The 25088-nt window shown below is 37.1% G+C and carries 25 protein-coding genes; 15 read left to right on the plus strand and 10 right to left on the minus strand.

The genetic code is table 11. The features are described from left to right. The first annotated feature begins 87 nt into the window (after positions 1–87). Positions 88–225, plus strand: a complete 138-nt coding sequence (locus ACFOW1_RS12860) for a hypothetical protein (RefSeq protein ID WP_379014774.1) — start codon at positions 88–90, stop codon at positions 223–225. A gap of 46 nt (positions 226–271) precedes the next feature. Next, on the plus strand, positions 272–817 hold the full coding sequence (locus ACFOW1_RS12865) for a hypothetical protein (RefSeq protein ID WP_379014775.1): 546 nt from the start codon (positions 272–274) through the stop codon (positions 815–817). 374 nt (positions 818–1191) lie between these two features. On the opposite strand, the gene ACFOW1_RS12870 is transcribed toward ACFOW1_RS12865, so the two are convergent. From ACFOW1_RS12870 to ACFOW1_RS12880, 3 genes are all read right to left on the minus strand, one after another. Continuing rightward, positions 1192–2490 (minus strand): radical SAM protein, encoded by a 1299-nt coding sequence (locus ACFOW1_RS12870; RefSeq protein WP_379014777.1) that lies wholly within the window; start codon positions 2488–2490, stop codon positions 1192–1194. A 76-nt stretch (positions 2491–2566) separates the two neighbouring features. Beyond that, positions 2567–3148: a hypothetical protein gene (locus ACFOW1_RS12875; RefSeq protein WP_379014779.1), complete on the minus strand. Its 582-nt coding sequence runs from the start codon at positions 3146–3148 to the stop codon at positions 2567–2569. Positions 3149–3197: 49 nt separating this feature from the next. Next, positions 3198–4316: a 5-(carboxyamino)imidazole ribonucleotide synthase gene (locus ACFOW1_RS12880; RefSeq protein WP_379014781.1), complete on the minus strand. Its 1119-nt coding sequence runs from the start codon at positions 4314–4316 to the stop codon at positions 3198–3200. 556 nt (positions 4317–4872) lie between these two features. Here ACFOW1_RS12880 and ACFOW1_RS12885 point away from each other — a divergent pair. Beyond that, on the plus strand, positions 4873–5313 hold the full coding sequence (locus ACFOW1_RS12885) for a hypothetical protein (RefSeq protein WP_379014782.1): 441 nt from the start codon (positions 4873–4875) through the stop codon (positions 5311–5313). A 56-nt stretch (positions 5314–5369) separates the two neighbouring features. Here the strand turns inward: ACFOW1_RS12885 and ACFOW1_RS12890 are convergent, their stop codons facing one another. Together ACFOW1_RS12890 and ACFOW1_RS12895 are read right to left on the minus strand one after the other, a co-directional pair. Further along, positions 5370–6299: an SPFH domain-containing protein gene (locus ACFOW1_RS12890; protein WP_379014784.1), complete on the minus strand. Its 930-nt coding sequence runs from the start codon at positions 6297–6299 to the stop codon at positions 5370–5372. Between the two features lie 92 nt (positions 6300–6391). After that, complete coding sequence (locus ACFOW1_RS12895; RefSeq protein ID WP_379014785.1) at positions 6392–7489, minus strand: vWA domain-containing protein; 1098 nt, start codon at positions 7487–7489, stop codon at positions 6392–6394. Between the two features lie 391 nt (positions 7490–7880). On the opposite strand from ACFOW1_RS12895, the gene pdhA reads away from it, so the two are divergent. The 11 genes from pdhA to ccsA all read left to right on the plus strand — a co-directional run bounded on the left by pdhA (position 7881) and on the right by ccsA (position 17714). Continuing rightward, the gene (gene pdhA, locus ACFOW1_RS12900) at positions 7881–8879 is read left to right on the plus strand and encodes a pyruvate dehydrogenase (acetyl-transferring) E1 component subunit alpha (protein WP_379014786.1); all 999 of its coding nucleotides are present in this window, start codon (positions 7881–7883) and stop codon (positions 8877–8879) included. Positions 8880–8946: 67 nt separating this feature from the next. After that, positions 8947–9645 (plus strand): tetratricopeptide repeat protein, encoded by a 699-nt coding sequence (locus tag ACFOW1_RS12905; protein ID WP_379014787.1) that lies wholly within the window; start codon positions 8947–8949, stop codon positions 9643–9645. Positions 9646–9648: 3 nt separating this feature from the next. After that, complete coding sequence (ribH, locus tag ACFOW1_RS12910) at positions 9649–10131, plus strand: 6,7-dimethyl-8-ribityllumazine synthase (RefSeq protein ID WP_379014788.1); 483 nt, start codon at positions 9649–9651, stop codon at positions 10129–10131. A 22-nt stretch (positions 10132–10153) separates the two neighbouring features. Continuing rightward, positions 10154–10873 carry a (Fe-S)-binding protein gene (locus tag ACFOW1_RS12915; RefSeq protein WP_379014789.1) on the plus strand — a complete coding sequence of 240 codons (720 nt, stop codon included), beginning with the start codon at positions 10154–10156 and terminating at the stop codon, positions 10871–10873. A gap of 55 nt (positions 10874–10928) precedes the next feature. Beyond that, the gene (locus tag ACFOW1_RS12920; protein ID WP_379014790.1) at positions 10929–11408 is read left to right on the plus strand and encodes an EVE domain-containing protein; all 480 of its coding nucleotides are present in this window, start codon (positions 10929–10931) and stop codon (positions 11406–11408) included. A 174-nt stretch (positions 11409–11582) separates the two neighbouring features. Continuing rightward, complete coding sequence (locus tag ACFOW1_RS12925; RefSeq protein ID WP_379014791.1) at positions 11583–11981, plus strand: hypothetical protein; 399 nt, start codon at positions 11583–11585, stop codon at positions 11979–11981. Between the two features lie 67 nt (positions 11982–12048). After that, complete coding sequence (locus ACFOW1_RS12930) at positions 12049–12912, plus strand: DUF4349 domain-containing protein (RefSeq protein ID WP_379014792.1); 864 nt, start codon at positions 12049–12051, stop codon at positions 12910–12912. 13 nt (positions 12913–12925) lie between these two features. Beyond that, a complete protein-coding gene (locus ACFOW1_RS12935; protein WP_379014793.1) occupies positions 12926–13618 on the plus strand; it encodes a Sir2 family NAD-dependent protein deacetylase in 693 nt (230 codons plus the stop codon). Positions 13619–13683: 65 nt separating this feature from the next. Continuing rightward, positions 13684–14412 carry a DUF4197 domain-containing protein gene (locus ACFOW1_RS12940; protein WP_379014794.1) on the plus strand — a complete coding sequence of 243 codons (729 nt, stop codon included), beginning with the start codon at positions 13684–13686 and terminating at the stop codon, positions 14410–14412. A 300-nt stretch (positions 14413–14712) separates the two neighbouring features. After that, positions 14713–15168 (plus strand): cytochrome c maturation protein CcmE domain-containing protein, encoded by a 456-nt coding sequence (locus ACFOW1_RS12945; RefSeq protein WP_379014796.1) that lies wholly within the window; start codon positions 14713–14715, stop codon positions 15166–15168. A gap of 101 nt (positions 15169–15269) precedes the next feature. Continuing rightward, a complete protein-coding gene (gene ccsA / locus ACFOW1_RS12950) occupies positions 15270–17714 on the plus strand; it encodes a cytochrome c biogenesis protein CcsA (RefSeq protein WP_379014797.1) in 2445 nt (814 codons plus the stop codon). A 328-nt stretch (positions 17715–18042) separates the two neighbouring features. Here the strand turns inward: ccsA and kynU are convergent, their stop codons facing one another. The 5 genes from kynU to ACFOW1_RS12975 all read right to left on the minus strand — a co-directional run bounded on the left by kynU (position 18043) and on the right by ACFOW1_RS12975 (position 23974). After that, positions 18043–19305, minus strand: coding sequence for a kynureninase (gene kynU / locus ACFOW1_RS12955; protein WP_379014798.1), 1263 nt, complete (start codon positions 19303–19305; stop codon positions 18043–18045). A 3-nt stretch (positions 19306–19308) separates the two neighbouring features. Continuing rightward, a complete protein-coding gene (locus ACFOW1_RS12960; RefSeq protein WP_379014799.1) occupies positions 19309–20613 on the minus strand; it encodes a bifunctional folylpolyglutamate synthase/dihydrofolate synthase in 1305 nt (434 codons plus the stop codon). 105 nt (positions 20614–20718) lie between these two features. Next, a complete protein-coding gene (locus ACFOW1_RS12965; protein ID WP_379014800.1) occupies positions 20719–21609 on the minus strand; it encodes a hypothetical protein in 891 nt (296 codons plus the stop codon). A 146-nt stretch (positions 21610–21755) separates the two neighbouring features. Next, positions 21756–22880, minus strand: a complete 1125-nt coding sequence (locus tag ACFOW1_RS12970; RefSeq protein ID WP_379014802.1) for a glycosyltransferase family 4 protein — start codon at positions 22878–22880, stop codon at positions 21756–21758. After that, the gene (locus tag ACFOW1_RS12975; protein WP_379014803.1) at positions 22877–23974 is read right to left on the minus strand and encodes a glycosyltransferase family 4 protein; all 1098 of its coding nucleotides are present in this window, start codon (positions 23972–23974) and stop codon (positions 22877–22879) included. The genes ACFOW1_RS12970 and ACFOW1_RS12975 overlap by 4 nt, the downstream gene beginning before the upstream one ends. A gap of 134 nt (positions 23975–24108) precedes the next feature. Here ACFOW1_RS12975 and ACFOW1_RS12980 point away from each other — a divergent pair, with 134 nt between their 5' ends. Next, positions 24109–25077 carry a hypothetical protein gene (locus ACFOW1_RS12980; protein WP_379014805.1) on the plus strand — a complete coding sequence of 323 codons (969 nt, stop codon included), beginning with the start codon at positions 24109–24111 and terminating at the stop codon, positions 25075–25077. Positions 25078–25088: the final 11 nt, after the last annotated feature.

Genomic DNA, 25088 nt, shown 5'->3' on the forward strand with positions numbered 1-25088 from the left:
GCTGCTACAGCACATGTACGTAACAAAGATTATCAGGTCTGGACACATGAAAACCATGCAGTAGGTATAGATGGGCACATTAGTGATATGTTTGCTAGTAAATTAAACTACATACACAATAATCCAGTTAAAGAAGGTTTAGTAGATAATGCTATAGATTATGTGTATAGTAGTGCAAGAGATTACGCAGGTAAAAAAGGATTGATTAATCTATATTTACTGTAGCAAATGCTACGAGTTTAAAAACGGCGTAGGCAAAGCCGTACGCCGAGTGCGAAGAGAGCAGCCTAGTTGGGAAGAAAATTTAATAACAGGTCAAAGGATTAATCAAAAAACCAAAATTTCATTGGCACAACCGCCTCCCGTTGTAGTCGCTAAATCATTTTATGGGTTTCTTTTTAAATCGAAAAATAATTATATGTTAGCTTATTGCAAGACTTCTTGCATCTCAGAAGAACAAAAAAGAAATCTGGGTATGTATTCTAAAGGTGATTTCCATATTACTGAGGGTAAACAATACCTTGTTTTTGGATTAACTTTTTTAAAAAACGGTGATGAACATATTTTGAATATTGAAATTCTATCTGATTATAATCATTTAATTAGTGTTCCAGCAATATATTTTGAATTTACTGACAGTAGGGTGTCGAAATATTGGGAAATTAAGATGTTTGATGATGGTTCAATTACCCTATGGCCTAATTCCTTTTATAAAGAATTTTACCATGAAGATTTATTTGAAGAAGTCCAAGAAAACATCGAAGATTTCAAGCATGTTAAAAAATGTATTGAAGACGAGTTTAATTACATACTATGATTATATATGACTAGCCCACTCAGCGAAGTTTGCGCCACATCGTCTCGGCGTCAGGCTCTGCCTACGCCGTTGCAATCATCGTAGCATTTGCTACAACAAAAAAACGTTTGCTGCAAAACATGGAAGAGCTATATTAGCGATATACCAAATAGTTATGTCATTAAAGACCAACAAGGTGTGTATTTTCTAACATTTAAAATAGTTAGCTGGCTAGTCCCGATAGCTATCGGGATTACAAGAAAGCGTTACCGAGATTTTTACACATCTGTTTAATTATTGGTGGCAATCATATCCTTACGAACAAAGGCTAAGTATCAACTAAAACTCATTAATAAACACCCATTTGCATCTGTGTCATCAGGTTTCTTAATAAATTAGTAATGCGCAAAATCTTTATTGTAATCGCCTTTAATCCGCTCAATTGGTGGGTTGAAGTAACCATATTTTACATGTGGAAATTCCTCTTTAATGAGTTGTTGTAATTGTTTGACGCCCATGATTTCGCCTGTATCGGTAACGCCTATTTGGCCTAAATACCAATCGGGGTCTATATTGAAATTGCGCCACTGAATCATGTTTAGGTCGGTATCAATTATCAATTTACGTAAAGCCTCGTATTCCTCTACACTATCCGTCATACCAGGAAATACAAAGTAATTAATACTAGCCCAGCCACCATAACTACGCATTACTTTTAGGCTCTCAACTATGTCTTCAAATTGGTAATTGTTTGGGCGATAATAGGGTGTGTAAATATGTTTACGAGCAGAATTGGTACTTACACGAATACTGTTTAAACCCACTTCACACAGGGCTTTTACCGCATCGGGTTTAGAACCATTGGTGTTAATATTAATACTGCCTTTGTCGGTATGTTTTCTTATTTCTATGATGGCTTCACGAATGGTTTCCCACATTAACAGCGGTTCGCCCTCACAACCCTGCCCAAAACTAATTAAAGGATAAGGGGCGTTCATTAAATGGGGTACGGTAAACTCAACCACTTCTTCTGCCGATGGCTTAAAAGTCAATCTATCTTGCGGTGAAGTGATGCTTTCTTCCTGAGGCTGAAAAGATACACAACCAATACAATTGGCATTGCAGGCTGGCGACATAGGTACAGGGCATTCCCATCTACCCAAACTTAAATTTCTTGCAGCAGGGCAGGTGTACGTCATGCAACAGTTTTCCATCAAATGCTTTACCAAGCGGTTGTGAGGATAAGCGGCCAACATATCTTTGGTGCCGGCGGCTATTTTAGCTTCGTCGTAACCCGCAGCTTCTTGTCTAATATCGTCTTCAATTCTTACACCCGCTACATAAAATGTGTCGTTGTGCCAAGCAGCCGCCGTGTAGCAAAATAAGGGTAGGGTAGGTGCATCTGGTAAGGTTTCGTAAGCGGCAATAAACAAACCCGTATATGCGGGAGGGATAAAGGCGGCAACGGCCCAACCTTTTTCGCACAGGCGCATATCACCTGTAAGCACATCAATACCAATACCTCTGCGACCGGGCAACTCGTATAGGTTACCACCTTCTGGCAGTTCTATCCAATCTTCAATTTCAACAGGGTAAGCATCCCAGCCAGCACGCCCCACCGCATACAAACTGGTGTCTTCAAAAATATTTCCCTGACCATCAGAGTATAGAATATATGGTGATTCTGTAAGCATTTATTAATGTATGATTTGTGATTTATGATTTGAAATTCGAGGCGACGATAATTAGAAATATCAAACTTCAAATTAGTTAAACTGTCTTCACTAAATGTTCTTTGCAAAATTGGTTAAACTCGTCTTCAATTGGCTGTTCTACTGGGTCGTTTACTTGCTTTTGAATCAATGTATTGTTTTTTAAATCAATGGTCAGCAAGCCATCCTTCAGCACCACATTAGTCACGTCTTTCCATAAAATGGTTTTTCTAGGAAAACTATTAAATACAATTTCCTCGCCATCAAACGCCGCTTCTGGCGCTACTTTTACAGGCTTTTCTAAAAAGCAAGCGACAATATATATAAGGGTTACCAATTTACCCTTTGGTACCACAAACCAGCCCCAAGCTGCAAACATTACTGCGAAGCGGTAGTAGGGTGTGATACCGCGCTTTTTTTGACCCGCACAAAACGTCCACCAAGCAATGATAAGACTAGAAATAAATACCAACAACCATGCGTTACTAGGTGGTAATATTGCATTTTCTTGTGATAATGACACATAAGCCACATAGGCAAAACTGCCTAGCGATAGCAATAGCATAAATTGACTCATCCAATCGATGACTTTAAAGTCAGGCTTTTTAAGTACAATGATATAATCGTATTCTTTAACCATAATGATGTGTTGTAAAACTTGCAAAATTAGCAAGGTTGGGTTGAAAAAGCTAAGCCACTACTTTTAGCAAATGCTTGATTTTATTAGCCTTGTACGTTAAATCTTGGTAATCGTTACTAATAATCGTAACATGCCCCATTTTTCTGCCCGGTTTAGTTTCCGCCTTGCCATACAAATGCACAAACACATTGGTCATGGTTAATACTTCTTCCAAACCTTGGTATTTGGCAGGGCCGTTAAAGCCTTGTTCGCCAATAATATTTACAATGGCAGATGGCAGAATCGCATCGGTATTGCCTAAAGGATATTGTAATAAAATACGCCAAAGCATATCATACTGGCTGCTGTAATTGGCTTCAATGGTGTGGTGACCACTGTTGTGTACACGTGGTGCAATTTCATTCACAAATACATGTTCGGCTTCATCGATGAATAATTCAACTGCAAAAAGCCCAGGACTTTTTAGTTCTTGCACAATTTTTATTGCCATTGCTTCCGCTTTCCAAAGGGCTTTTTCAGCCAATTTTACAGGCGAAATTTGGTAATCGAGCAAGTTCAATCTGGTATCAAATACCATTTCTGCTGGCGGATAAATAACGGTATCGCCTTTTTCGTTCATAGCAACAATCAGGGCAATTTCTTTATGGATATGCACCATTTTTTCAAGAACGGAAGGTGCATTAAAGCCTTTACTAATGGCAGTTTCATCACGTAATATTTCTACGCCTTTGCCATCGTAGCCGCCCTCACTAAGCTTGTGAACGGCGGGTAAAAAATCAATGTGGTTGTGTAAATCTTGCTTGTTTTGTGTGATGACAAATTCAGAAGTAGGTATTTGATGGATTTGGTAAAATTGCTTTTGAACAATTTTGTTTTTAATGATGCGCAAAGCAGCAGGTTTTGGATACACACGTACCCCTTCTTTTTCCAATGCTTCTAAGGCCTCAACATTTACGTTTTCTATTTCAATGGTAATAGCGTCTAAACCTTTGCCGAAGTTGTATACGGTATCAAAATCTGTAATGCTTCCTTTTGTAAAATGATGGCACAAATGCGCTGCAGGTGCATTATTATCATTTTCTAGCACATATGTTTCTACAGGATAGTTGGCTGCTGCTTGCAATAACATTCTACCTAATTGCCCACCACCTAAAATACCAACTCTCATTATTGTTAATTTATGCAGCGAAGATAATAGTTGCGATTTTATACTGGCTAACAATCGTGTAAATCGAAGATCGCAGTTGGTTGGATAAAAATAGCATTAAAAAAATGACAAATGAATCACCAGCTATCGCAATAAAGGTTTACAAATATGTCAAACACAATGTATAAAAGTGACGGTATTAACTGTTATTTGTACCCTTAAATAAAATTTTCTGTATGAAGTGTTGGCCTTTTCTTTTGGTTTTTTGCAGTATTTCTTCAAAAAGTATGTACAATCAGCTTGTGTTTTGGAAGGCAGGGTGGGCAATGATCCCATCGTAGTTTGGCTAAATGAAAATGTGGATAAGACAAGCATAACGGCAAATACATCTGCAACCTATTTCTACAAAAGCAATCGTCATAATATTAAAGGAGAAGGACGTAGGCTCTGTCATCCTAATTTTAGATGATAGTGGTACTTATAGTAGTAGTAGTAGTAGTAGTAGCCAATTATTTCGTACAAAATTTAAAGACATACCAAACAAAAACAGACCCATAGTTTTACCATAAAGTCAATTATGTACAAATTTATCAGCATTTTATATTTTGTTATTTTCAGTTTATATGTTTGGTTTTCACGCCAGCCAGATTATTTTGATGGTGAATTTGCGCCAGCAACTATTGTTGTAGTGAAAGATAGTGCTTCGCAAAAGCTTGTCACAAAGGCAAATTTTACAGTAGGTACGATGGCGTATCAGGTTGATGCTGATTATTTGTTTCGCAACTACCAAGCAGGCGACAAAGTAGCAGTGATTTACGAATTATCTAACCCTAAAAAAGCCGCCGTGTATGCCATTTGGGGCTATTGGTTAACTTTGGGCGAGCTAGTTGCCTCTATTGTGATGTGGTTTGTATTGTTTCAAGTAGCAGTAGGCATTACTAAAAATCCTACTCCAGAAGCGTTATTAGAACAATTGGAATATGTACCAGAGAAAAAGACCAAATACGATATGTCTTAATATAAAAATCCCCACAAACAAATCATTTGTGGGGATTCTTATATTATAAGTATTGTTTAGCTATTATTGTCTCTAGTTTTCATCATCCCCATTACCTGTTTCATGGTTTTATCCATGCCTTCGGTACTACCATCTAAAAATATCACATTGCCCTTACCGTATTCAGCAAAATTTTTAATGGCTTCTGTCCACATACTAAATAGAATCACATTGGTATCCAAGTTTGCTTGCTTCATTTGTTCAGCCGCCTGACTCATACCACGTGCTACTTCTTCTCTAAACAAAGCCACCCCTTGACCACGTAAGCGAGCTGCTTCTTTTTCAGCCTCGGCAGAAATTTTTATAAAATTACCTTCCGCTTCGGCCGCTTTGGTTTTAGTAATTAACAATGCCTGACCTTCATTCTCGGCAGCAGCTTTTAAGTTATTACTCGCTACCACTTTGCTCATGCTTTCCATAACCGCTTTGTCAAAGGTGATGTCATTGATTTGCAAATCTTGCAAGTGATACCCCCATTCTTCTAGCGAATGGTCAATTTGTTCTTTTACATATTCTACAATTTCGCTTCTAGCCGTTAAAATTTCAGCTTGCTTTTTTGTAGCAACGAATGCACGAATAGACCCCTCTACCGTACGAATTAAAGCCTGCATTAAGTCTTTGTCGCTGATAAATTTAAAAGCGACTTTTTTAATGGTTTCTTCGCTTTCGTTTTGTACCGAATACAGCAACATACTTTTAAAGTACACATTTGCTTGATCGATAGTAACCGCCTGAAATTCAAGCTCTACCGATCTGTTTTGAATACTGATACGCTTGTAAATCTGCTCTACTAAAGGAATTTTAAAACGTAATCCTGGCAATAAAATACGTTGGTATTTACCAAACATGGTAATGACAGAAATGGTGCCTTGGTTGACAGTTACTAGGCCACTAAAGGCGATAAGCAGTAACACAAAAACCCACCAAAAATTAACAAGAAATGGCATAGTTTATTATTTAGAAGCGTAATGTAGTTAATAAGTTAGTCGTATGAATCTTTTAATTCAAAAAAGACATTTTTTTAGACAAATTATGATTCTTAATACACCGTCTTTCGTTTTCCGCTTTCAAAATCTTTAAAAATAAAAGCGCCCAATTTATCAAGGCTGGCAAAAAAAGCTTTGCCATTATTCATTTCAGTAAATTCTTGTACGAAGCTTTGCAAATAAGGGTCGCTAGCAATCATAAAGGTTGTGATAGGAATTTTCAGCTTTTTACATTGTGCCGCTAAATTAATGCATCTGTTTACCACTTTTCTATCTAGCCCAAAACTGTTTTTATAATATTTACCGCCAATCTTCAAGCAAGTAGGCTTGCCGTCGGTAATCATAAATATCTGTTTGTTGGGGTTCTTCCTTCTGCGCAGCAAATCCATCGCTAATTCAAGCCCTGCAACCGTATTGGTATGATATGGACCAACTTGCAAATAGGGTAGGTCTTTCACCTCAATCGTCCACGCATCATTGCCAAACACCACGATATCTATGGTATCTTTAGGATATTTTGTTTGTATTAGCTCACTCAAAGCCATCGCTACTTTTTTAGCAGGCGTAATTCTGTCTTCACCATACAAAATCATCGAATGAGAAATATCAATCATTAAAACCGTAGAAGTTTGCGTTTTAAAATCCGTCTCACGTATTTGCAGGTCATCTTCATGCATGCTAAAACTCTCTACACCATGATTTATCTGCGCATTTCTAATGCTTTCTGTAAAGTCTATTTGCTCTAAGGTATCACCAAATTGAAACGGTCGCGTGTCTGGATTTATCTCGTCACCTTGGCCTGGTTTAAAGGTTTGATGATTGCCTGCTTTGCTCTTTTTTAGCTTTCCAAAAATCTCTTCCAAACTACGTTTTCTGATACTTTGTTCGCTCTTAGCGGTAATTTTCATGCTACCATCAGCAGGATTTTCTTGCAAATAACCATTCTGTTTGAGGTCTTCAATAAAATCACCCATACCATATTCGCTCGTGGTAAATTGGTATTTTTTATCCAATTCATTCATCCAACTCAAAGCCTCACTTGCATCGCCATTGGTGTAGGTGAGCAATTGCGTAAATAAATCCAACATTTGTTCAAACTTGGTTTGACTATTCTCGTTGGGGTTAAATTTTATAAATCTGTTACCTATCATAGTTCTTTTATTTCTTTTGTAACCAGCATTTGTAATGCTTTTCATCGTCCCTTGCGTCGCACTACCGATAGCTATCGGTATGTACGTTCTTGTAGCACTGCATCTGTGACCTTAATTACCAACTGCTTCAATTATGCAATTTTCAAGCTATAATTACAAACAGTTACTAAAAGATAAAGTTGCCTATTTATCACTTTAAAAAGTTCAGGGCATCTTTCGACAAGCGTAAAATATTAAATTCTAGGTGCTTTGCACCCTTGTTCAATCATTTATTAAAATTACCTACTAGGTATCAACATCGAAATACCACCATTCTTTGTTGAAAATCAAGTAAAAATCTTGCAGAAAATTGTATTAGTACAACGCCTATATTTGCACCTCAAATTTTTGTATGGCACAAACTAAATTTTCTAAAGAAACTTACCTGTATTGGTACGAGGTAATGCAGTTGATACGTCAGTTTGAATTAAAGGCTGAGGAAATGTACAAAATGGCTGGAAAAATCCGTGGTTTCTTCCACGCTTATGTAGGCCAAGAAGCTTTAGCGGCAGGTTGTATGACGGCTACACAACATACAGATCCATTTATTACTGCTTATCGCGACCATGGTTTAGGTCTTGCAAAAGGTATGACCGCTAATGAGTGTATGGCCGAATTATATGGTAAAGCTACTGGATGCTCAAAAGGTAAGGGTGGTAGTATGCACTTCTTTAGCAAAGACAATTATTTCTTTGGTGGTCACGGTATTGTGGGTGCGCAAATAGGTACAGGTGCAGGTTTAGCATTTGCTGAAAAATACAAAGGTACAGACAATGTTTGCCTTTGCTTTTTTGGTGATGGGGCTTCAAGACAAGGCATGTTGCACGAAACATTTAACATGGCAATGACTTGGAAATTGCCTGTTATTTTCATTTGTGAAAACAACCAATACGCGATGGGTACTTCGGTAGAACGTACTAGCAACGTGGTAGATATTTATAAATTAGCTGATGCTTACGAAATGCCATCTGACAAAGTAGATGGTATGACCGCAGAAACAGTGCATGAAGCTGTTGCAAGAGCAGTAAAACGTGCAAGAGAAGGTGGTGGACCTACTTTATTAGAAATGAAAACATATCGCTATAAAGGTCACTCAATTAGCGATCCTCAAAAATACCGTAGCAAAGAAGAAGTTGATGAATACAAAAGCCAAGACCCACTTCATCGAGTACTTCAAACGATCTTAGATAATAAATTTGCTACTCGGGCAGAAATTGATGCTATTGACGCAAAAATTAACGCAGTGGTTGAAGAGAGCGTAAAATTTGCAGAAGAAAGTCCATGGCCAGATGATAGCGAAGTTTACAAAGACGTATATTTAGATGAGGCGTATCCTTTCGATTACGATTAATATCTACACGTATAATTAAATCTAACGATAACAAACCCATAAATTTCAAAAAATCAAATTAAGATTCATGAGCGAACAGATTGTTGATGCGCAGCTGATAGAAACAAACGAAGTATTATCAAAAGCCAAATCATTTTGGGATAAAAACGGTAACTACATCACCCTATTTTTAGTAGGTCTTATTATAGTGGTAGGCGGCTTTCTAGGGTACAAACAGTTTATTATCAAGCCGAAAGAGGAAAAAGCTGCTGATGCTATTTATAAAGCACAACAGTATTTTCAACAAGATAGTGCCAGATTGGTGCTTGAAGGCGATGGTACCAATAAGGGTGTGTTGTACATTATCAATAATTATGGTGGTACAAAAGCTGCAAACTTGGCACACTATTATGCAGGTGTTAGTTATTTAAAGCTTGGTGAATTTAATAAAGCTATCGAGCATTTAAAAGATTTCAAAACGGATGCGAAACAAATTCAAGCAGCAGCTTATGGCGTACTTGGTGATGCTTACGCAGAAGTGGGTAAAAACGATGATGCAATAGACTCCTATAAAAAAGCAGGTAGTACTTTCGAATTCGATGAAGCTTTGTCTTCAGAATATTTATTCCGTGCGGCTTTGTTGAGTGCTACTTTAAAGAAAGATAAAGAAGCATTAGACCTATTCAAATCATTAAAAGAGAAATTTCCTAAAACAGAAAAAGCACAACAAGCTGATAAATACATCAATAAAATTAGTGTAGAAAAGGCTGACTTGAGCGTAAATTAATGTATGGCTACAAAAGGTAATACTGCATTGCGAAAAGGCATCCCCTCAACAAAGGATGCCTTTGTTGTTATAGTAAAAACAGAATGGAATGCTCATATTGTAAATAAATTAGAAGCGGGAGCTAAAAAGAGCCTGAAAGAACAAGCTGCTACTTATAAAGTAATTACAGTACCGGGCGCTTTTGAAATCCCATTTGCCATAAAAGCTTACCAAGCAAATGCTACACAAAAAGCGGATGCATTTATTGCTTTAGGTACAGTGATTAGAGGCGATACCCCACATTTTGATTATGTGTGTAAAGCTGTAACAGACGGCGTTGTAAGTTTAAATATGCAGCTAGATGTACCTACTATTTTTGGTGTTTTAACTGTAGATACAGAGCAACAGGCCATGGAAAGAATAGGTGGTATTCATGGCCATAAAGGGGAGGAAGCTGCTATTACTGCATTGAAAATGATAACACTCAATCAATCATTTCGAAAATAAATTTCCCAGAAGGGTGTGGTGCATGACTGTAGAGATTTTTATACCATGTTTTGTTGATCAATTATATCCACAAGTCGCTTTTAATATGGTAAAAGTGTTGGAGAAAGTGGGTTGCAAGGTTAGCTATAATACCAATCAAACTTGTTGCGGTCAACCTGCATTTAACGCGGGTTTTTGGGGCGAAAGTAAGGATGTGTGTAGTAAGTTTATGAAAGACTTTGCTGGTGCCGACTATATTGTAGCGCCAAGTGCTAGCTGCGTAGGTTTTGTAAGAAATTATTATCCGAAATTGTTTGATACGGCTGCCAATCACAAAGAAGTGGTTGCCCTAGGTCAGCGTACTTTTGAACTGAGCGATTTTTTGATCAATGTGCTCAAAATAGATGATGTAGGTGCATCATTCAATGGTAAAGCGACTTATCATGATAGCTGTGCAGGGCTAAGAGAATGTAACATTAAAAAGGAACCAAGACAATTATTAAGTAAGGTAAAAGGGCTAGAATTGGTAGAGATGCAGGATGTAGAAACCTGCTGCGGTTTTGGCGGTACGTTTGCTGTAAAGTTCGAACCAATAAGTATTGCGATGGCTGATCAAAAAATAACCAATGCTACAGATACTAAAGCTGAGTATTTAATCAGTACCGATATGAGTTGCTTGATGCATATTGATGGTAGAAATAAACACAACAATGCTGGTTTGCAGGTCATGCATTTGGCAGACGTATTGGCAAGTGGTTGGTAGGAGCCCCAACCCTAAAAGAGTGCTGAAAATAGTTTCGAATTAAAGATTTTATATTATGGCAAAAATTGAATCTCATCTTGAAGAAAAAAATCCCCCTTCAGGAGCTAGGGGGTACTGGCTTATTAAATCTGAACCTTTTAAATACAGTTGGAATCAGTTTGAAAAAGATAAACAAACTTTTTGGGATGGTGTCCGTAACTATCAAGCACGTAATAACCTAAAAGCCATGAAAAAAGGTGATTTGTTGCTATGGTATCATAGTAATGAGGGCATGGAAATAGTGGGTATTGCAAAGCTAGTAAAAGAACATTATCAAGACCCAACAACAGAAGATACCAATTGGGTAGTGGTGGATGTAAAGCCTGTAAAGAAGCTGAAAAAGCCTGTGACTTTGGCACAAGTGAAAGCAGATGCGAGACTAGAGAAAATGGCATTGGTACGCTTAGGGCGTTTATCTGTCCAGCCCGTCACTGCCGACGAGTGGAACGTGATTATGGAATTAGGCGACATGCCTGCTTCCGATTATGCAGTGTAAAATTATTTTAGAATAAACATGGCCTCGATACTTCGGGGCTTTTTTTATGTCATAAATGGATGGTTTCCCTTTTCTAAATTCTTTAACAATTGTAAATGGTTACTATTTGCTGCTATTGACTATTAAGCTATGCGGGCCTGCAATTTTATTTTCCTCACAAATAAAACCGCAAAAATGAAACAAACATTCATCGCAACCATAGTTGTTGCAAGTATTATTATTATGAGTATTTCCTGTAAATGGTTCGCCTCAAAAGCCAACAATAAGGCGCCTTTTAACATTGTAGGCCAATGGCAAGTTGATACCGTAATTAACAATGGCAAATCACCAGCTATTTTAGCGTTATCACCTGCCATCATTGACAGTAATTTCAAGTTGACTTTCAATGCAGATAGTACAATCAATGTCTTATCAGCAAAGGATTCTACACATAACTATTACTATTTACAAGCAGACACTTTGTTTGTAAAACAAGACACCGCATTTGTACCTTATACCCTCACTAAAACCAACGACAGTATCATTGCTATCACTTCAAAAGATAGTTTGGCCATTATTTTAAAACGTCAATAATTCCTCTACACGATTGTTTGCCGTATGTAATTGTGCTCTCTCTGCATCTCATCTAAAAATCAAAAAAATGAAACGAATCACACTATTCATGGCTTTTGTAGCCGTGCTGCTACTGTCATGTAATCATGGAAAACAATCTTATCAAACTGAAAGTAAAGCAGCAGCTCAAGATGTTGGTATTACTGCAACTGCTGATAGTATAGTATTGCCTAATCCAATAACCAAAACCGAAGCAACCAAAAACAATACGCCTGTAAATATTGATTGGGACAAAAAGATGATTAAGACGGCAAATATCGCACTACAAGTAAAAGACTTTGCCTCATTTAATGACGAGATTCATAATAGCATAAAAAATTTTGGAGCTTATATCGCTAGTGAAGAACAATCACAAACAGATGGCGGGATTCAAAATAGTATCAGTATTAAAGTGCCGGTTGCACAATTTGAAAATCTACTAAACAGTTTTAGTAAGGATGCTGTAACGGTTGTTGAAAGGAAAATCAACACACAAGATGTAACAGGTGAAGTAGTTGATACAAAAGCAAGAATTGAAGCAAAAAAGCAGGTGAGAAATAGATACATGGACTTGCTAAAACAAGCTAAAAACATGAAAGAAATACTTGAGGTACAACAAGAGATAAATGGCGTTCAAGAAGCAATAGAAAGTGGTGCTAGCAGCGTTAATTATTTAACCCATAATGCGTCGTATAGTACCATCAACCTGCGCTATTTTCAATATCATTCGGACACAAATACTATTGATGATAAACCTAGCTTTTACAAGCAATTGAAAGATGCGTTTGCGCAAGGTGTTTCTATTGTTAGTCATCTATTTCTTTTCTTAACCTCTGTTTGGCCTTTTATAATCATGGGAATTGTCGCATGGTTTGTATATCAAAAAATGGCACTTAAAAGCACCAAGGTTTAATTATTTTTACGCCATGGCAAAGCAAAAATTGGTAGTACTAACTGGTGCTGGTATCAGCGCCGAAAGCGGTTTGAGAACGTTTAGAGATAGTGATGGCCTGTGGGAGGGTTATAATGTATATGAAGTAGCAACGCCAAGAGGCTTTCAAGCGAATCCCGCATTGGTTTTAGACTTTTATAACCAACGTAGAAAAGATGTAGCAAAAGCACAGCCAAATGCTGCCCATATCGGCTTGGCTGCTTTAGAAAAATATTTTGATGTGACCATTATCACACAAAATATTGATGACTTACACGAACGTGGCGGCAGTACTCATGTTTTGCATTTGCATGGTGAAATATTTAAAATGCGGAGTATTGCAAATAGTACTAAAACCTATGATATTAGAAGCGATATACAATTGGGTGATTTGGCAGAAGATGGTACACAATTAAGGCCATTTATTGTGTGGTTTGAAGAAGAAGTGCCGATGATTGAAGTGGCTGCAGCTGTGGTTGCAAAAGCAGACATTTTTGTAGTGGTTGGTACCTCTTTACAAGTATATCCTGCTGCTAGTTTAATTGATATTGCAAAACGCAGAATACCCAAATTCATTATTGATAAAAAAATTCCATACACTTCATCGCTGCAAAATATCACCATGATTGAGAAAACTGCTAGCGAAGGTATTGTAGAATTAACTCAATTATTACTTAATATGTTGTAACAAATTAGTATTTTACTAACAAAATCAACGTTAATTTGCCACATTATCTCAATCTAAGAAAGTTCATGAAAAAAATTATTACACTCGCAATTGCTAGTATTGTTTTAGTCACTGCATCCCAAGCACAATCTTTAAAAGGCTTAATTAAAAAAGCCACAGATGTTGCTAAAAGTGGCACTGCTTCGGGCTTAACCACCGACGAAGTAGGCAAGGGGCTTAAAGAAGCTTTGACAATAGGTGTTAAAAAAGGTGCAGAGCAATTGTCAAGTGTGGATGGCTTTTTGGGTAACGCTGCAGTAAAAATTTTGCTACCGCCTGAAGCCCAACAAGTAGAAAAAAAATTACGCGCTTTGGGCTTTAATAAGCAAGTAGATGATGCTATTGTGAGTATGAATCGTGCCGCAGAAGATGCTGCCAAAAGTGCTGCACCAATTTTCGTCAATGCCATTACAAGCATGAGTATTACCGATGCTTTCGGTATTTTAAAAGGTAGCGATACGGCTGCCACAGTTTACCTAAAAACGAAAACCACGGCACCATTAACTGCAGCTTTTACACCGGTAATCGACTCGTCTTTGTCTAAAGTAGGTGCTTCGCAGTTATGGTCTGCCTTGTTTGCCCAATACAATAAAATTCCATTTATTAAAAAGGTAAATCCCGATTTAAAAGGCTATGTAACTGATCGTGCATTGGCAGGTATGTTTTATCAAGTAGCACAAGAAGAAGCCAAGATTCGCAAAAACCCTGCGGCTCAAACTACCGATTTGTTGAAAAAAGTATTTGGTACAAAATAGCTTTATGTTACTAGCCGTAGTGCGACGATGATGCTTAGTTGCGTCGCACTAGTGATGGATATTGGTATGTACTTTCTTATCGCTAAGGCGCTTATATAGAAGTGAAACCATATTAATCCTGCGCCAAATTAAAGGTTTGGCGCAGTTTTTTTAAGTAAATAAGTAATAGTTGTTTACCTTGGAGATAGGGGGTACTATCTATTTGTTCAAAGTTTCCTTTTTTAACAACCAAACCTGACAAACATCAGTATTCAAGAATTGTTTTTCAACTACTTTTGCATACTGAAAACATCAAGTACCATGAAGAATACGCATATAGCCATGTTAGTTTTAATTGTGATAGCGATCACAGTATTAATCAGCTTTACTGGCAATCTCACTACTTACGAAACCATTGCATCTGCTAAAGAAAAAGATGGCAAATTTGTAAATCTTATTGCCAAATTAGATAAGTCGCAACCAATACAATACGATGCCACAAAAGATGCGAATTATTTAAGTTTCACGGCCGTTGATACTTTAGGCAATTCTGTTAAAGTGGTATATCACAATACAAAGCCAACAGATATAGAAAAAAGCGAACGTATTGTATTGAAAGGTAAAATGAATGGTGACCATTTTGAATGTAAAGATATTCTACTAAAATGTCCTAGTAAATATAAAGACGATGTAAGTGCCGCTAGCAAAAGCATACAAGCTGCCAATGCCATGGATGCTAATGGTTATGTTAGTTCAGACAGTCTTTCGAAGAAATAGAAAGTAAAGCAAAATAAGCGATGGTTGGTTAGCCCTTACCTTTCTTTAACTCACTTGTAGCATCTTAAGTTTCACATTTTCACATTTCACTATCTCACAATATGGAATATTTAGGCGAACATTTATTACCTGGTAAAATAGGACAGTTTTTTGCGGTGGTTTCTTTTGTGGCTTCCTTAGTAGCTACTATTGCATTTTTTGTAGCAAGCAAGAGGCAGTCTATCACATCTGAACATAAAAGTTGGCTACAACTTGCACGTTGGGCTTTTTTCGCCGAAACAGTATCTGTATTTATCATCTTTGGTACCCTATATTATATTATTTCACATCATTTGTTCGAGTACAAATATGCATGGCAACACAGTGATAAAAGCTTGCAGGTGGAGTATTTGTTAAGTTGTTTTTGGGAAGGGCAAGAAGGTAGTTTTATGTTGTGGAGTTTTTGGCATTGTATCCTCGGATGGATGCTGATTTGGAAAGCCAAAGACTGGGAAGCTGGCACTATGACGGTGGTGAGTTTTGCCCAATTCTGCTTGGCGTCTATGCTTATTGGCTTGTACTTTTTTAGCGCAAAACTTGGCAGTAGTCCTTTTAGTTTGTTACGTAACGAAGGCATTTTAGATAATGCACCCATTATGCAAGACACCGTAACAGGTGGCATAAGAGCAGATTATTTAACCTTGATGAAAGATGGTAGAGGTTTAAATACCTTGCTTCAAAACTATTGGATGGTCATTCATCCCCCTGTATTGTTTTTAGGTTTTGCAAGTACCACTATTCCATTTGCATTTGCTTTTGCTGGCCTATTAAAAAAAGACCATACTTGGATTAAACCTGCTTTACCTTGGGCCTCTTTTAGCGCAGGTATATTGGGTTTAGGCATTATGATGGGCGCAGCTTGGGCCTACGAAAGCTTAAGTTTTGGAGGCTATTGGGCTTGGGATCCTGTAGAAAATGCATCATTAGTTCCATGGTTGGTTATGATTTCTGGTCTACATTGTAACTTGATTTATAAGCACACCGCTTATAGTTTGCGTAGCACGTATTTTTTTTACATTTCTGCGTTTATATTAATTCTGTATTCTACTTTTTTAACAAGAAGTGGCATTTTAGGTGATACATCGGTACATGCATTCACAGATTTAGGTATGAATACGCAATTATTGTTGTTCTTGTTGGTGTTTGTTATTCCTGCTTATACCTTGTATATTGTACGTTATAAATCCATCCCCACTATTGCAAAAGAAGAAAGCACTTATAGCCGAGAATTTTGGATGTTTATCGGCTCATTGGTATTCTTTTTATCAGGTATTTTAATTATCGCTAAAACCTCTGTACCTGTTTATAACAAACTGTTTAATGCGTCTATTGCACCATCCGAAGATCCTGAGTTTGCTTACAACCGAATTCAGGTGTTTGTGGCTATTGTTATCGGCTTGTTAACCGCTATCACCCAATATTTAAAATATAAAGACACGCCAAAGGGGTTTTTTACAAAGAAAATTTTAGTACCTACCGCTCTATCATTGCTGATTAGCTTAGCTATTAGTTGCTTCGGTAATATCAACTATGACAAACACGGTATTGGTTTTTTGGGTGCGGTACATGTGGCTATTTTCTCAGCGGTTTATTCAATAGTCGCCAATTTTTCATACATCATTATCGGTGTAAAAGGGAAATTAAAATTTGCAGCCGCTTCAGTGGCACACGTAGGCTTTGGTTTGGTATTGCTTGGGATTTTAATTTCTTCTAGTAAAAAGACGGTATTAAGCTGGAATACCACAGGTGTTGCAACGTTTAAAAAGGATAAAAAAGAAGATCCAGCGGAGAATATTACGCTATTTAAAGGTATTGTAACAGATATGGGTAAATACCATGTTACTTATGTACAGGATACCTTTAATACCAAAGAAAGAAAGCGTTTTTTTGAAGTAAAGTTTCAATCAAAATCTAGCAATGAGCAATTTGCATTGTATCCAGATTTGATTAAAAACAATAAAGACATGGAGGGTTTTGCTGCCAATCCTGCAAGCAAGCATTATTGGTACAAAGATATTTTTGTCTATATTTCTTCTTTCCAAGAAAATAATAAAGCCGATACAACTACTTTTCAGAATAAAGAAATCGGTTTAGGCGATACCACTTTCTATAGCAATGGCTTTTTAGTGTTGCATAAAGTAGATAAAAATCCTGTGGAATTACAAAATAAATATACATCCGACGAACAAGCGGTTTTCCTAGATATTGAAGTATTTTCTAAAGAAGGTAAACGCTACAAAGCAACACCTGGCTTTGCTTTAAAAGGAACGGCGTTACGTAGTATTACTGATACGGTTATTTCTCAGAGCATGGTCATCGCACTTAACCGAGTGCCAACAGACGGCAAAGGCAAGTTTGAAATTGGGGTTAAAGAAAGTGCAGGCATTACAGATTTAATTACACTAAAAGTGTATGAGTTTCCTATGATCAACTTGCTTTGGATTGGTGTTATTATTACAGTCCTCGGATTTGGAATGGCAGTGTATCAAAGGGTGAAGGCCAGATAGACGATTGATTAAAAATATTGTCAGCGAACTTCGCTGAACGGGAAAACGCATCATTTGGCTCTAGCGCCGTCCGCTGGCACTATTTTTATTATAAAATGGCTTTAGCGATAGCTGCAGAAAAGCAAAAAACGGGTCATTTTGAAGCCGCGCCATCTTCTGGATTGATTTTTTGTGTAAAAAGGGTTCAGCGAACTTCGCTGGGGCGAAAAAATATATGATTTGCCTTCAGCAAATTCCGTTGGGACAGTAAATCGTATCATTTGTGTCCAATTAACAATGAAATGCAATTTATTTCTGCGAAACCTGTATTTTCTGCAAGCAAGAAACCTTAAAAATGATCCCTCAAAATGGCATAAAAACGATACACATCCTCAAAACTACAATACATGGGTGCAGGTGCTACCCGAATCACACCTGGTTCTCTATAATCGACAATAATGCCATTGTCAATCATTTTTTGGTGAATGGCTTTGCCATTTTCTAGGAAATACAAACTTAATTGCGCCCCTCTTTCTGCTACGTTTTTGGGTGTAATAATTTCAAATTGAATATTAGGCAATTGATGGAGTAAAAATTCTAAATAGTTAGTCAACTGAATACTTTTTTCTCTCAACCGTTCAATGGTTGCATCGGCAAATAATTCTAAAGATGCTTTCAAAGACACGGTATTTAAAATTTGCGCGGTACTAATATTCCAACCGCTTGCCGTGGTTTTAGGTACAAAGCCTTTTTCCATTTTAAAACGAATGGCTTCTTCATTGCCCCACCAGCCTGCTAAGCGGGGCGTGCTAGGATTACTCGCATATTTTTCATGCACATACAAGCCACCAATGGCACCTGGCCCGCCATTTAAATATTTGTAGTTGCACCAGCAAGCAAAATCCACATCCCAATCATGTAGTTGAATTGGAACATTACCAACAACATGCGCTAAATCAAACCCTGCAATAGCACCTACTTTGTGAGCAGCATCTGTAATAGCAGCCATATCAAATAACTGCCCAGTATAGTAATTAATGCCACCAAACATCACCACAGCAAGACTATCGCCATGTTGTGCGATTGCTGAGAGAATGTCTTCTGTGCGTAATAGTTTTTCGCCTTCTCTAGGTTCTATTTCAATAATGGCATCATTTGGTTCTAAGTCAAAATGCTTAACCAAGGTTTCTATGGCATATTGGTCGGATGGAAACGCACCTGCTTCCATCATGATTTTAAAACGTTGCTTGGTGGGTTTGTAAAACGATAGCATCAGTAAATGCAGGTTCACGGTAAGCGTGTTCATCACAGTCACTTCATCCGCTTTGGCACCAACAATATTGGCCAATGTGGGCTTGAGATATTCTTGATAAGTGAGCCAAGGATTTTGAGCTTTCGCAAAACCACTTATAGCTAGATTTTTCCAATCACTCAATTCTTGTAATACTGCGGCTTCAACATTTTTGGGCTGTAAGCCTAGTGAGTTACCACAAAAATAAATCACATCTGTGTCTTGATGTTTTGGAAAATGAAACTGTCTTTTAAAAGGGGCTAATATATCTTGTTCGTCTAATTGCTTAGCAGTAAATAAGGATGTGTCAAAATTGGTCATGCGTTAGAATTTTATGGCGTCAATAGTAGCTTCTGCAACGATGAATATGCTACCACATACTACAATTAGATCTTGTTTATCAGAGGCATTAACAGCAGCTTGTAGTGCATTGTTCACTGTACTATAAGGCTTACCAGTTAAGCCAAATTCAGCAGCCATTTGTTGCAGCGTTACATCTTCTAAAGCCCTAGGTATAGGCGCTTTGCTGAAATAATAAGAGGCATGTTTTGGCATTAATTGTAACACTTTAGAAATGTCTTTATCTTTCACCATACCCATTACAATATGCAAATGCTGATAAGTAGATAATTCTAATTGTTCGGTTAATTGCCTTATGCCATCTTCGTTATGTGCTACATCGTATATAATGCTTGGATGTTCGTGTACCAATTGCCATCTACCATACAATCCCGTTAATTTCTTTACTTGATAAAGCGCTTTTTTTACTATGGCTTCGTCAAGTTGCCAGCCTTGGAGGCGTAGCTGGTGAATAGCTTCAATAACAGTTAATAAATTTTTACATTGATAAATACCTGGTAAATCTAGAATATAACTATGCCTAATATCGCTGCCATGTTCTGCTAGGTCTATTGCCAATTGGTGGTGTTCATTTTTAAAATCAGCAACATATCTTTTGTCTTGCGCAAACACAATTGGGGCATGTTCTAGCGTAGCTTTTTGGATAAAAACAGGCTTTGTTTCTGGCAAATATTCACCAATAACAACAGGAATATTAGGTTTAATAATACCTACTTTTTCACCTGCAATGAGCGCTAAAGTATTGCCAAGCATATGCATGTGATCGTAACCGATATTGGTAATAACAGATAATTCTGGTGTGATAATATTGGTACTGTCCAGCCTGCCACCTAAACCCACTTCAATCACCGCAATATCTACTTGTTGTTGGGCAAAATAGTCAAATGCCATGGCAACTGTAATTTCAAAAAAAGATGGCTCAATGGTTTCAATGAAAGGTATGATACGCTTAGTAAAATCTACCACGAAGGCCTCTTCACACATTTGCCCATTCACCTTGATGCGCTCTCTAAAATCATGTAAATGCGGGGAGGTGTATAAACCAGTTTTGTAGCCAGCACTTTGTAATACAGCAGCGAGCATATGGCTGGTACTGCCTTTACCATTTGTACCAGCAACATGTATGGTTTTGAATTGTTTATGTGGATTGCCTAATGCTTCACATAAAGCAATGGTATTGGTTAAGTCCTTTTTAAAAGCCGCTGCCCCAATACGGGTAAACATCGGCAATTTATTAAATAAATAATCTAGCGTTTCTTGATAAGTCATTGTAGCGAATGGTCAATTGTGAAAATTAAATGATTGCACAATATTAGTAGTTGCAAATAAATTCTTCACTTGAAACTTGAAACTTGAAACTTGAAACTTGAAAGGCTATCCTCTTAGTTTAAAATTAAAAACAATCGTACCATTTTGGTCATCTTCATTACCAGCATTCAATTTTAGTTCTCTTGCTTTGCGTAGCGCAATGCTACGAATATTGCTATTTGTAGTGGTGGTACCACGAGGATTTACAGTTGCAGAAGTCACGTTACCGTTTTTGTCTACCACAATATCTACAGCTACTTTCGCTGGTTCGTTAAAATCATCTTCAAAGCTGGGCAATTTTGCAAATCTTCTACCAGCTAGGCCACTTCTGATCGTAACACCACTGTTGCCGGTGCCGCCATTACCTGTATAACTATCACTGTTGGGATTGCCGTTCGGTTTGCCTTGATCACCAGTACCGCCTGCAATACCTTGATTCTTTACACCATTATAACTATCGCCGTTATTACCGCCTGTACCATTACCACCAGAATATTTACCCATTTGTGCACGAGGTTTGGGAGCTGGTGGTGTTGGTGGTACTTCCGCTTTAGGCTTTTTTGCAACTATGGGTGGATTATTGTTAGGTTTTGCTTTTACAATAGTTTTCATAGGCTTATTGATGGTTGCTGCATCATCGGTTTCGTTCTCGTCGGTTGCTATGTTTTGCGGTTGTTGTGCCGCTGGTTTTGCTGCAGGTGGGGTGTTGGCTATTGGTTCTTCTGTTTTTGAAGGAGTGCCTGGGGTTTGTGGGGCAATATCACCAATACCTGTTTCGCTATTGCCTAAGTTTACCTCAATACCTTCTTCTTGTACAGGCGGTGGAATATTTGGCAAAGACCATTGTACAAAAAAGAAAATAATAAACAATAAACTACATATCAATAGCGTGATGCCTGACGCTTTTAGGTTCTTATTTCTTTCAAAATCTACTTGCATGTGGGCATAATTGTTCATACAAATTTACACTTCTGTTAATGGATTATTTGCAATGTTGAAAATTACACACATTAACCATAGGTTGTGAACGGATTGATGTAAAGTATGGTTAAAATGTATCTATGATTGGAAATGATTGCAATGATAGGAATGATTAAAAGTAGTTATTGTATCAATTGATGATACAAATCTGTGTATGCTTTTACGGTGTAGTTGATATCATGTTTTAAACTCCATTCTTTACCAAAGGCTTGTAAAGCTTTGTATTCTGTTTCATTTTGCAATAATGCCAATACTTTATCTGCTAAGTCTTTTGCGTTTTGTATTTCCACAGCCAATGTTGCTTTATCTTCTAAATCGGCCAATAAGCCTACCCTTGTGCCGCAAACAACACAGCCATTCGCCATTGCCTCATTTATAACTAGTGCTTGTGATTCTGATAAAGAAGTGAGTAGAAAAATATCTGCGCGCTGATAGAATGTTTGCAATGCCTTGTACGGAAGCATACCATGAAAAATAACATTTTTACTTAACCCTAAATCCTCAGACAATTGCTGTATTTGTCCATGTAAAGTATCAAAACCTACAATATGCAGGCGACAATCAATTTGCGTAGATAGCATTTTAAACGCATGTAAAAGTGTTGTTTGGTCTTTAACTAAATTAAGATTGGCTGCATGGAAAAATTGATAAGGTGGTGTCAGTAATTTTGTAATATTATCAGGTATTTCAGAGGTATCAATACCACCATATATGATGGTTAATTGTTTGTAGGGCAGGCCACTTGCTTTAATTTTTTCAAGATAATATTGGGTATGGGCAACCACACAATCTGTATGACTTGTTACCTGCTTAAGCAGCCATCGCATGCGTTTTGAAGACCATAAACCGTAATGTATAGTAGGTAAATCAACCACTTCAGCACCTTTAAACGTAGTAACAACTGGCTTGCCAGATAACTTACCCATGATAGCAGCGAGTACACCACCAGGAAATCCCCAATATGCTTGAAATAAACTAAAAGGCTTGAGAATATGTGTTTTCAGAAGTATGAGCAGCAGAAAAAATAATCTTATGTACAAGTTAGTCTCGTCCTTTAATGGTACTGTTTTTACCGTATAATGTGGCGGTATAAAACCCTTACTAACTTGTGTTAACGAAAAAACAGTTATATCAAAATCGTTTGCCAATCTTGAAACCAATTGCATTAATTCGGGTATACCTTGCGCTTGATAGCCACCACCAATGCCACCGTGCGTAATAATTGCAATACGTTTTTTGTTGCTCATACTAATTCTCTTAACGCTGATACTGTACTATCAGCAATACTACTTGGGCTTAAATGGTATTGGTATTGTTGAAATGCTTTTAAGCTTTCTGTTTCAATAGATAGGTGTAAAGATGTTACTAACGCTTCAAATAAAGCATTTTCATTACCCGCTTCGTATAATAAGCCACTGCTATTACCTAGCATATCTACATGTGTTGGAATATTTGTAACAATAGGTATACAACCGCAAGACATGGCTTCTGACAGTGAAAAACTAGTGCCTTCTTTAAACGAACTTGAGATATAAAAATCGGCACTACTATACCAATTCGGCATCTCTTGATAAGGTATTTTGCCTATTAGAATTATTTTTGTCGTCAACAGCTTTTGCAATAAGTAATGGTTTACCTCTTCCAATAATTCATATCTATAAAAAAGTATATACAGTTTCGCAGTAGGTTGTACTTGTAAAAACCGTTCGAAAGCTTTGATTGTGAGTAGTGGATGTTTATTGGTATCTAATCTTCCAACCCAAATATATATTGGCTGACCTGATAGTTTGGTACATAATCTTGCTATGGGCTTATCTATTTTTTGAAAGCTTGATGCCCCTTCGTGAATTTTAAAAATGGGCTTGCTGATAGATATATGACCATTTTGCTGCCACTGACTACTAATTATTGTTGAGGGAAAGAAATAGGCATTAACCATTGTACAAGCAATTTTTTGTACTATTTTTTTAATGCCTCTAAATGGCTGTTCAGCATGATGTTGTATGACGATGGTAATACGTTTCCCTACCAACAATCTCAATAAAATGGTTTGTAAGGGAAACACAGTACCATGAATAATAATGACATCTGCTTTTAATGTTTTTACAAATCGGTTTAAACGAAAGGGTAGGAAAGTAGCTTTTTGATAAAAATCTACAAATCGATAATGCACACCGTTTTTAGCTAAAGCACCCGCATAATTTATCTGTTGCACAGAAATAATTGAATGCTTTTTTGCTAGTTGTTCTAGTACAATATTTACAGATTGCATTGTTGCCAACCAATCTTCGGGGTGCTCGTATTTTTTTGAGTAGAAATAATTTAAATATACTATTCGCATATATTTCAAGCAGTTGCGTTCATAACGTCAAAATTAAAATAATGGTTGCTTTCAGTTTTGTTTAAAAATTAAAAAGCTTTGGCAACCATAGCTTACTCAATGCCGATGAATGATTAACAAAAAACCCGTTCAATATGTCTTTAGCTGTTGCCTATATCAAATCTAGGCCTTTAGTGTCTGCTGAAGCAGCAATAGCATTAAAAGCACTCATATATTCGGATATTTTTAGCTACCCGCTTACACTCACCGAAATTTTTGAACGTAGTGATATTGATTCCACTGAATCTTTACAATCTGCTCTTGGCGAATTGGTTCAAGGAGGTTATGTCTATTTTATCAATGGCTTTTATCTGTTGCGAAATGATATCGGTTTGGTAGAACAACGTTTGAAAGCCAATAACAAAGCCACCCAATATTTACGCATTGCTAAATGGGTGACGGCGCTTATCAAGCACTTGCCATTTGTGCGAGGTGTGATGTTATCTGGTTCTATTTCAAAAAATTATATTGATGCACAATCTGATATCGATTACTTCATCATCACTGCACCTAATCGCCTATGGGTTTGTAGATTATTTTTTATCATTTGCCAAAAGCTATTATTCTTTAATCGTAGTAAGTTTTTTTGTTACAATTATATGATAGATGAGCAGCATCTTACCATTCAACATCGCACCTATTATTCTGCTATGGAAATTATTACTTTGATACCAACCTATAATGGTAAAACGTATCGTATTTTTCAACGTTATAATGATTGGACAAAGCAATATTTCCCCAATGCAAACCAATATGCCACGCAATATGTTCCCCATACTCAAAGCATTTTGCAACAAACATTGGAAGCGCTTTTTAATAATTCATTTGGTGAGTGGGCTGATAAAAAATTGATGTTGCTAACGCAAAATAATTGGCGTAAAAAAATGGCAACCAGAAAGTTTATAAATGCCAATGAGCTTGAGTTGAAACGCTTTACAGCAAAGGCACACACGCAAGATCATTATTGTTCTATTATGTCGCTTTTTACAAATCGGTTGCAGCAATATGAAAGCCTTTTAAACATTAAGTTTCACCAAACTTTTGCAGATTCTTTTCATTCCTAAATGCTAATAAA

Origin of the sequence: Parasediminibacterium paludis, assembly GCF_042651445.1 — a bacterium.
GTDB lineage: Bacteria > Bacteroidota > Bacteroidia > Chitinophagales > Chitinophagaceae > Parasediminibacterium > Parasediminibacterium paludis.

Bases quoted from the DNA above. Each gene is read 5' to 3' on its own strand.
- ACFOW1_RS12870 (WP_379014777.1), bottom strand. From the start codon at position 2,490: ATGCTTACAGAATCACCATATATTCTATACTCTGATGGTCAGGGAAAT.
- ACFOW1_RS12920 (WP_379014790.1), top strand. From the start codon at position 10,929: ATGGCAAAAATTGAATCTCATCTTGAAGAAAAAAATCCCCCTTCAGGA.
- kynU (WP_379014798.1), bottom strand. From the start codon at position 19,305: ATGACCAATTTTGACACATCCTTATTTACTGCTAAGCAATTAGACGAA.
- ACFOW1_RS12875 (WP_379014779.1), bottom strand. From the start codon at position 3,148: ATGGTTAAAGAATACGATTATATCATTGTACTTAAAAAGCCTGACTTT.
- ACFOW1_RS12980 (WP_379014805.1), top strand. From the start codon at position 24,109: ATGTCTTTAGCTGTTGCCTATATCAAATCTAGGCCTTTAGTGTCTGCT.
- ACFOW1_RS12880 (WP_379014781.1), bottom strand. From the start codon at position 4,316: ATGAGAGTTGGTATTTTAGGTGGTGGGCAATTAGGTAGAATGTTATTG.
- ACFOW1_RS12905 (WP_379014787.1), top strand. From the start codon at position 8,947: ATGAGCGAACAGATTGTTGATGCGCAGCTGATAGAAACAAACGAAGTA.
- ACFOW1_RS12915 (WP_379014789.1), top strand. From the start codon at position 10,154: ATGACTGTAGAGATTTTTATACCATGTTTTGTTGATCAATTATATCCA.
- ACFOW1_RS12885 (WP_379014782.1), top strand. From the start codon at position 4,873: ATGTACAAATTTATCAGCATTTTATATTTTGTTATTTTCAGTTTATAT.
- ACFOW1_RS12960 (WP_379014799.1), bottom strand. From the start codon at position 20,613: ATGACTTATCAAGAAACGCTAGATTATTTATTTAATAAATTGCCGATG.
- ACFOW1_RS12975 (WP_379014803.1), bottom strand. From the start codon at position 23,974: ATGCGAATAGTATATTTAAATTATTTCTACTCAAAAAAATACGAGCAC.
- ACFOW1_RS12925 (WP_379014791.1), top strand. From the start codon at position 11,583: ATGAAACAAACATTCATCGCAACCATAGTTGTTGCAAGTATTATTATT.
- ACFOW1_RS12890 (WP_379014784.1), bottom strand. From the start codon at position 6,299: ATGCCATTTCTTGTTAATTTTTGGTGGGTTTTTGTGTTACTGCTTATC.
- ACFOW1_RS12930 (WP_379014792.1), top strand. From the start codon at position 12,049: ATGAAACGAATCACACTATTCATGGCTTTTGTAGCCGTGCTGCTACTG.
- ACFOW1_RS12935 (WP_379014793.1), top strand. From the start codon at position 12,926: ATGGCAAAGCAAAAATTGGTAGTACTAACTGGTGCTGGTATCAGCGCC.
- ACFOW1_RS12965 (WP_379014800.1), bottom strand. From the start codon at position 21,609: ATGAACAATTATGCCCACATGCAAGTAGATTTTGAAAGAAATAAGAAC.
- ACFOW1_RS12860 (WP_379014774.1), top strand. From the start codon at position 88: ATGTTTGCTAGTAAATTAAACTACATACACAATAATCCAGTTAAAGAA.
- ccsA (WP_379014797.1), top strand. From the start codon at position 15,270: ATGGAATATTTAGGCGAACATTTATTACCTGGTAAAATAGGACAGTTT.
- ACFOW1_RS12940 (WP_379014794.1), top strand. From the start codon at position 13,684: ATGAAAAAAATTATTACACTCGCAATTGCTAGTATTGTTTTAGTCACT.
- ACFOW1_RS12895 (WP_379014785.1), bottom strand. From the start codon at position 7,489: ATGATAGGTAACAGATTTATAAAATTTAACCCCAACGAGAATAGTCAA.
- ACFOW1_RS12945 (WP_379014796.1), top strand. From the start codon at position 14,713: ATGAAGAATACGCATATAGCCATGTTAGTTTTAATTGTGATAGCGATC.
- ACFOW1_RS12970 (WP_379014802.1), bottom strand. From the start codon at position 22,880: ATGAGCAACAAAAAACGTATTGCAATTATTACGCACGGTGGCATTGGT.
- pdhA (WP_379014786.1), top strand. From the start codon at position 7,881: ATGGCACAAACTAAATTTTCTAAAGAAACTTACCTGTATTGGTACGAG.
- ribH (WP_379014788.1), top strand. From the start codon at position 9,649: ATGGCTACAAAAGGTAATACTGCATTGCGAAAAGGCATCCCCTCAACA.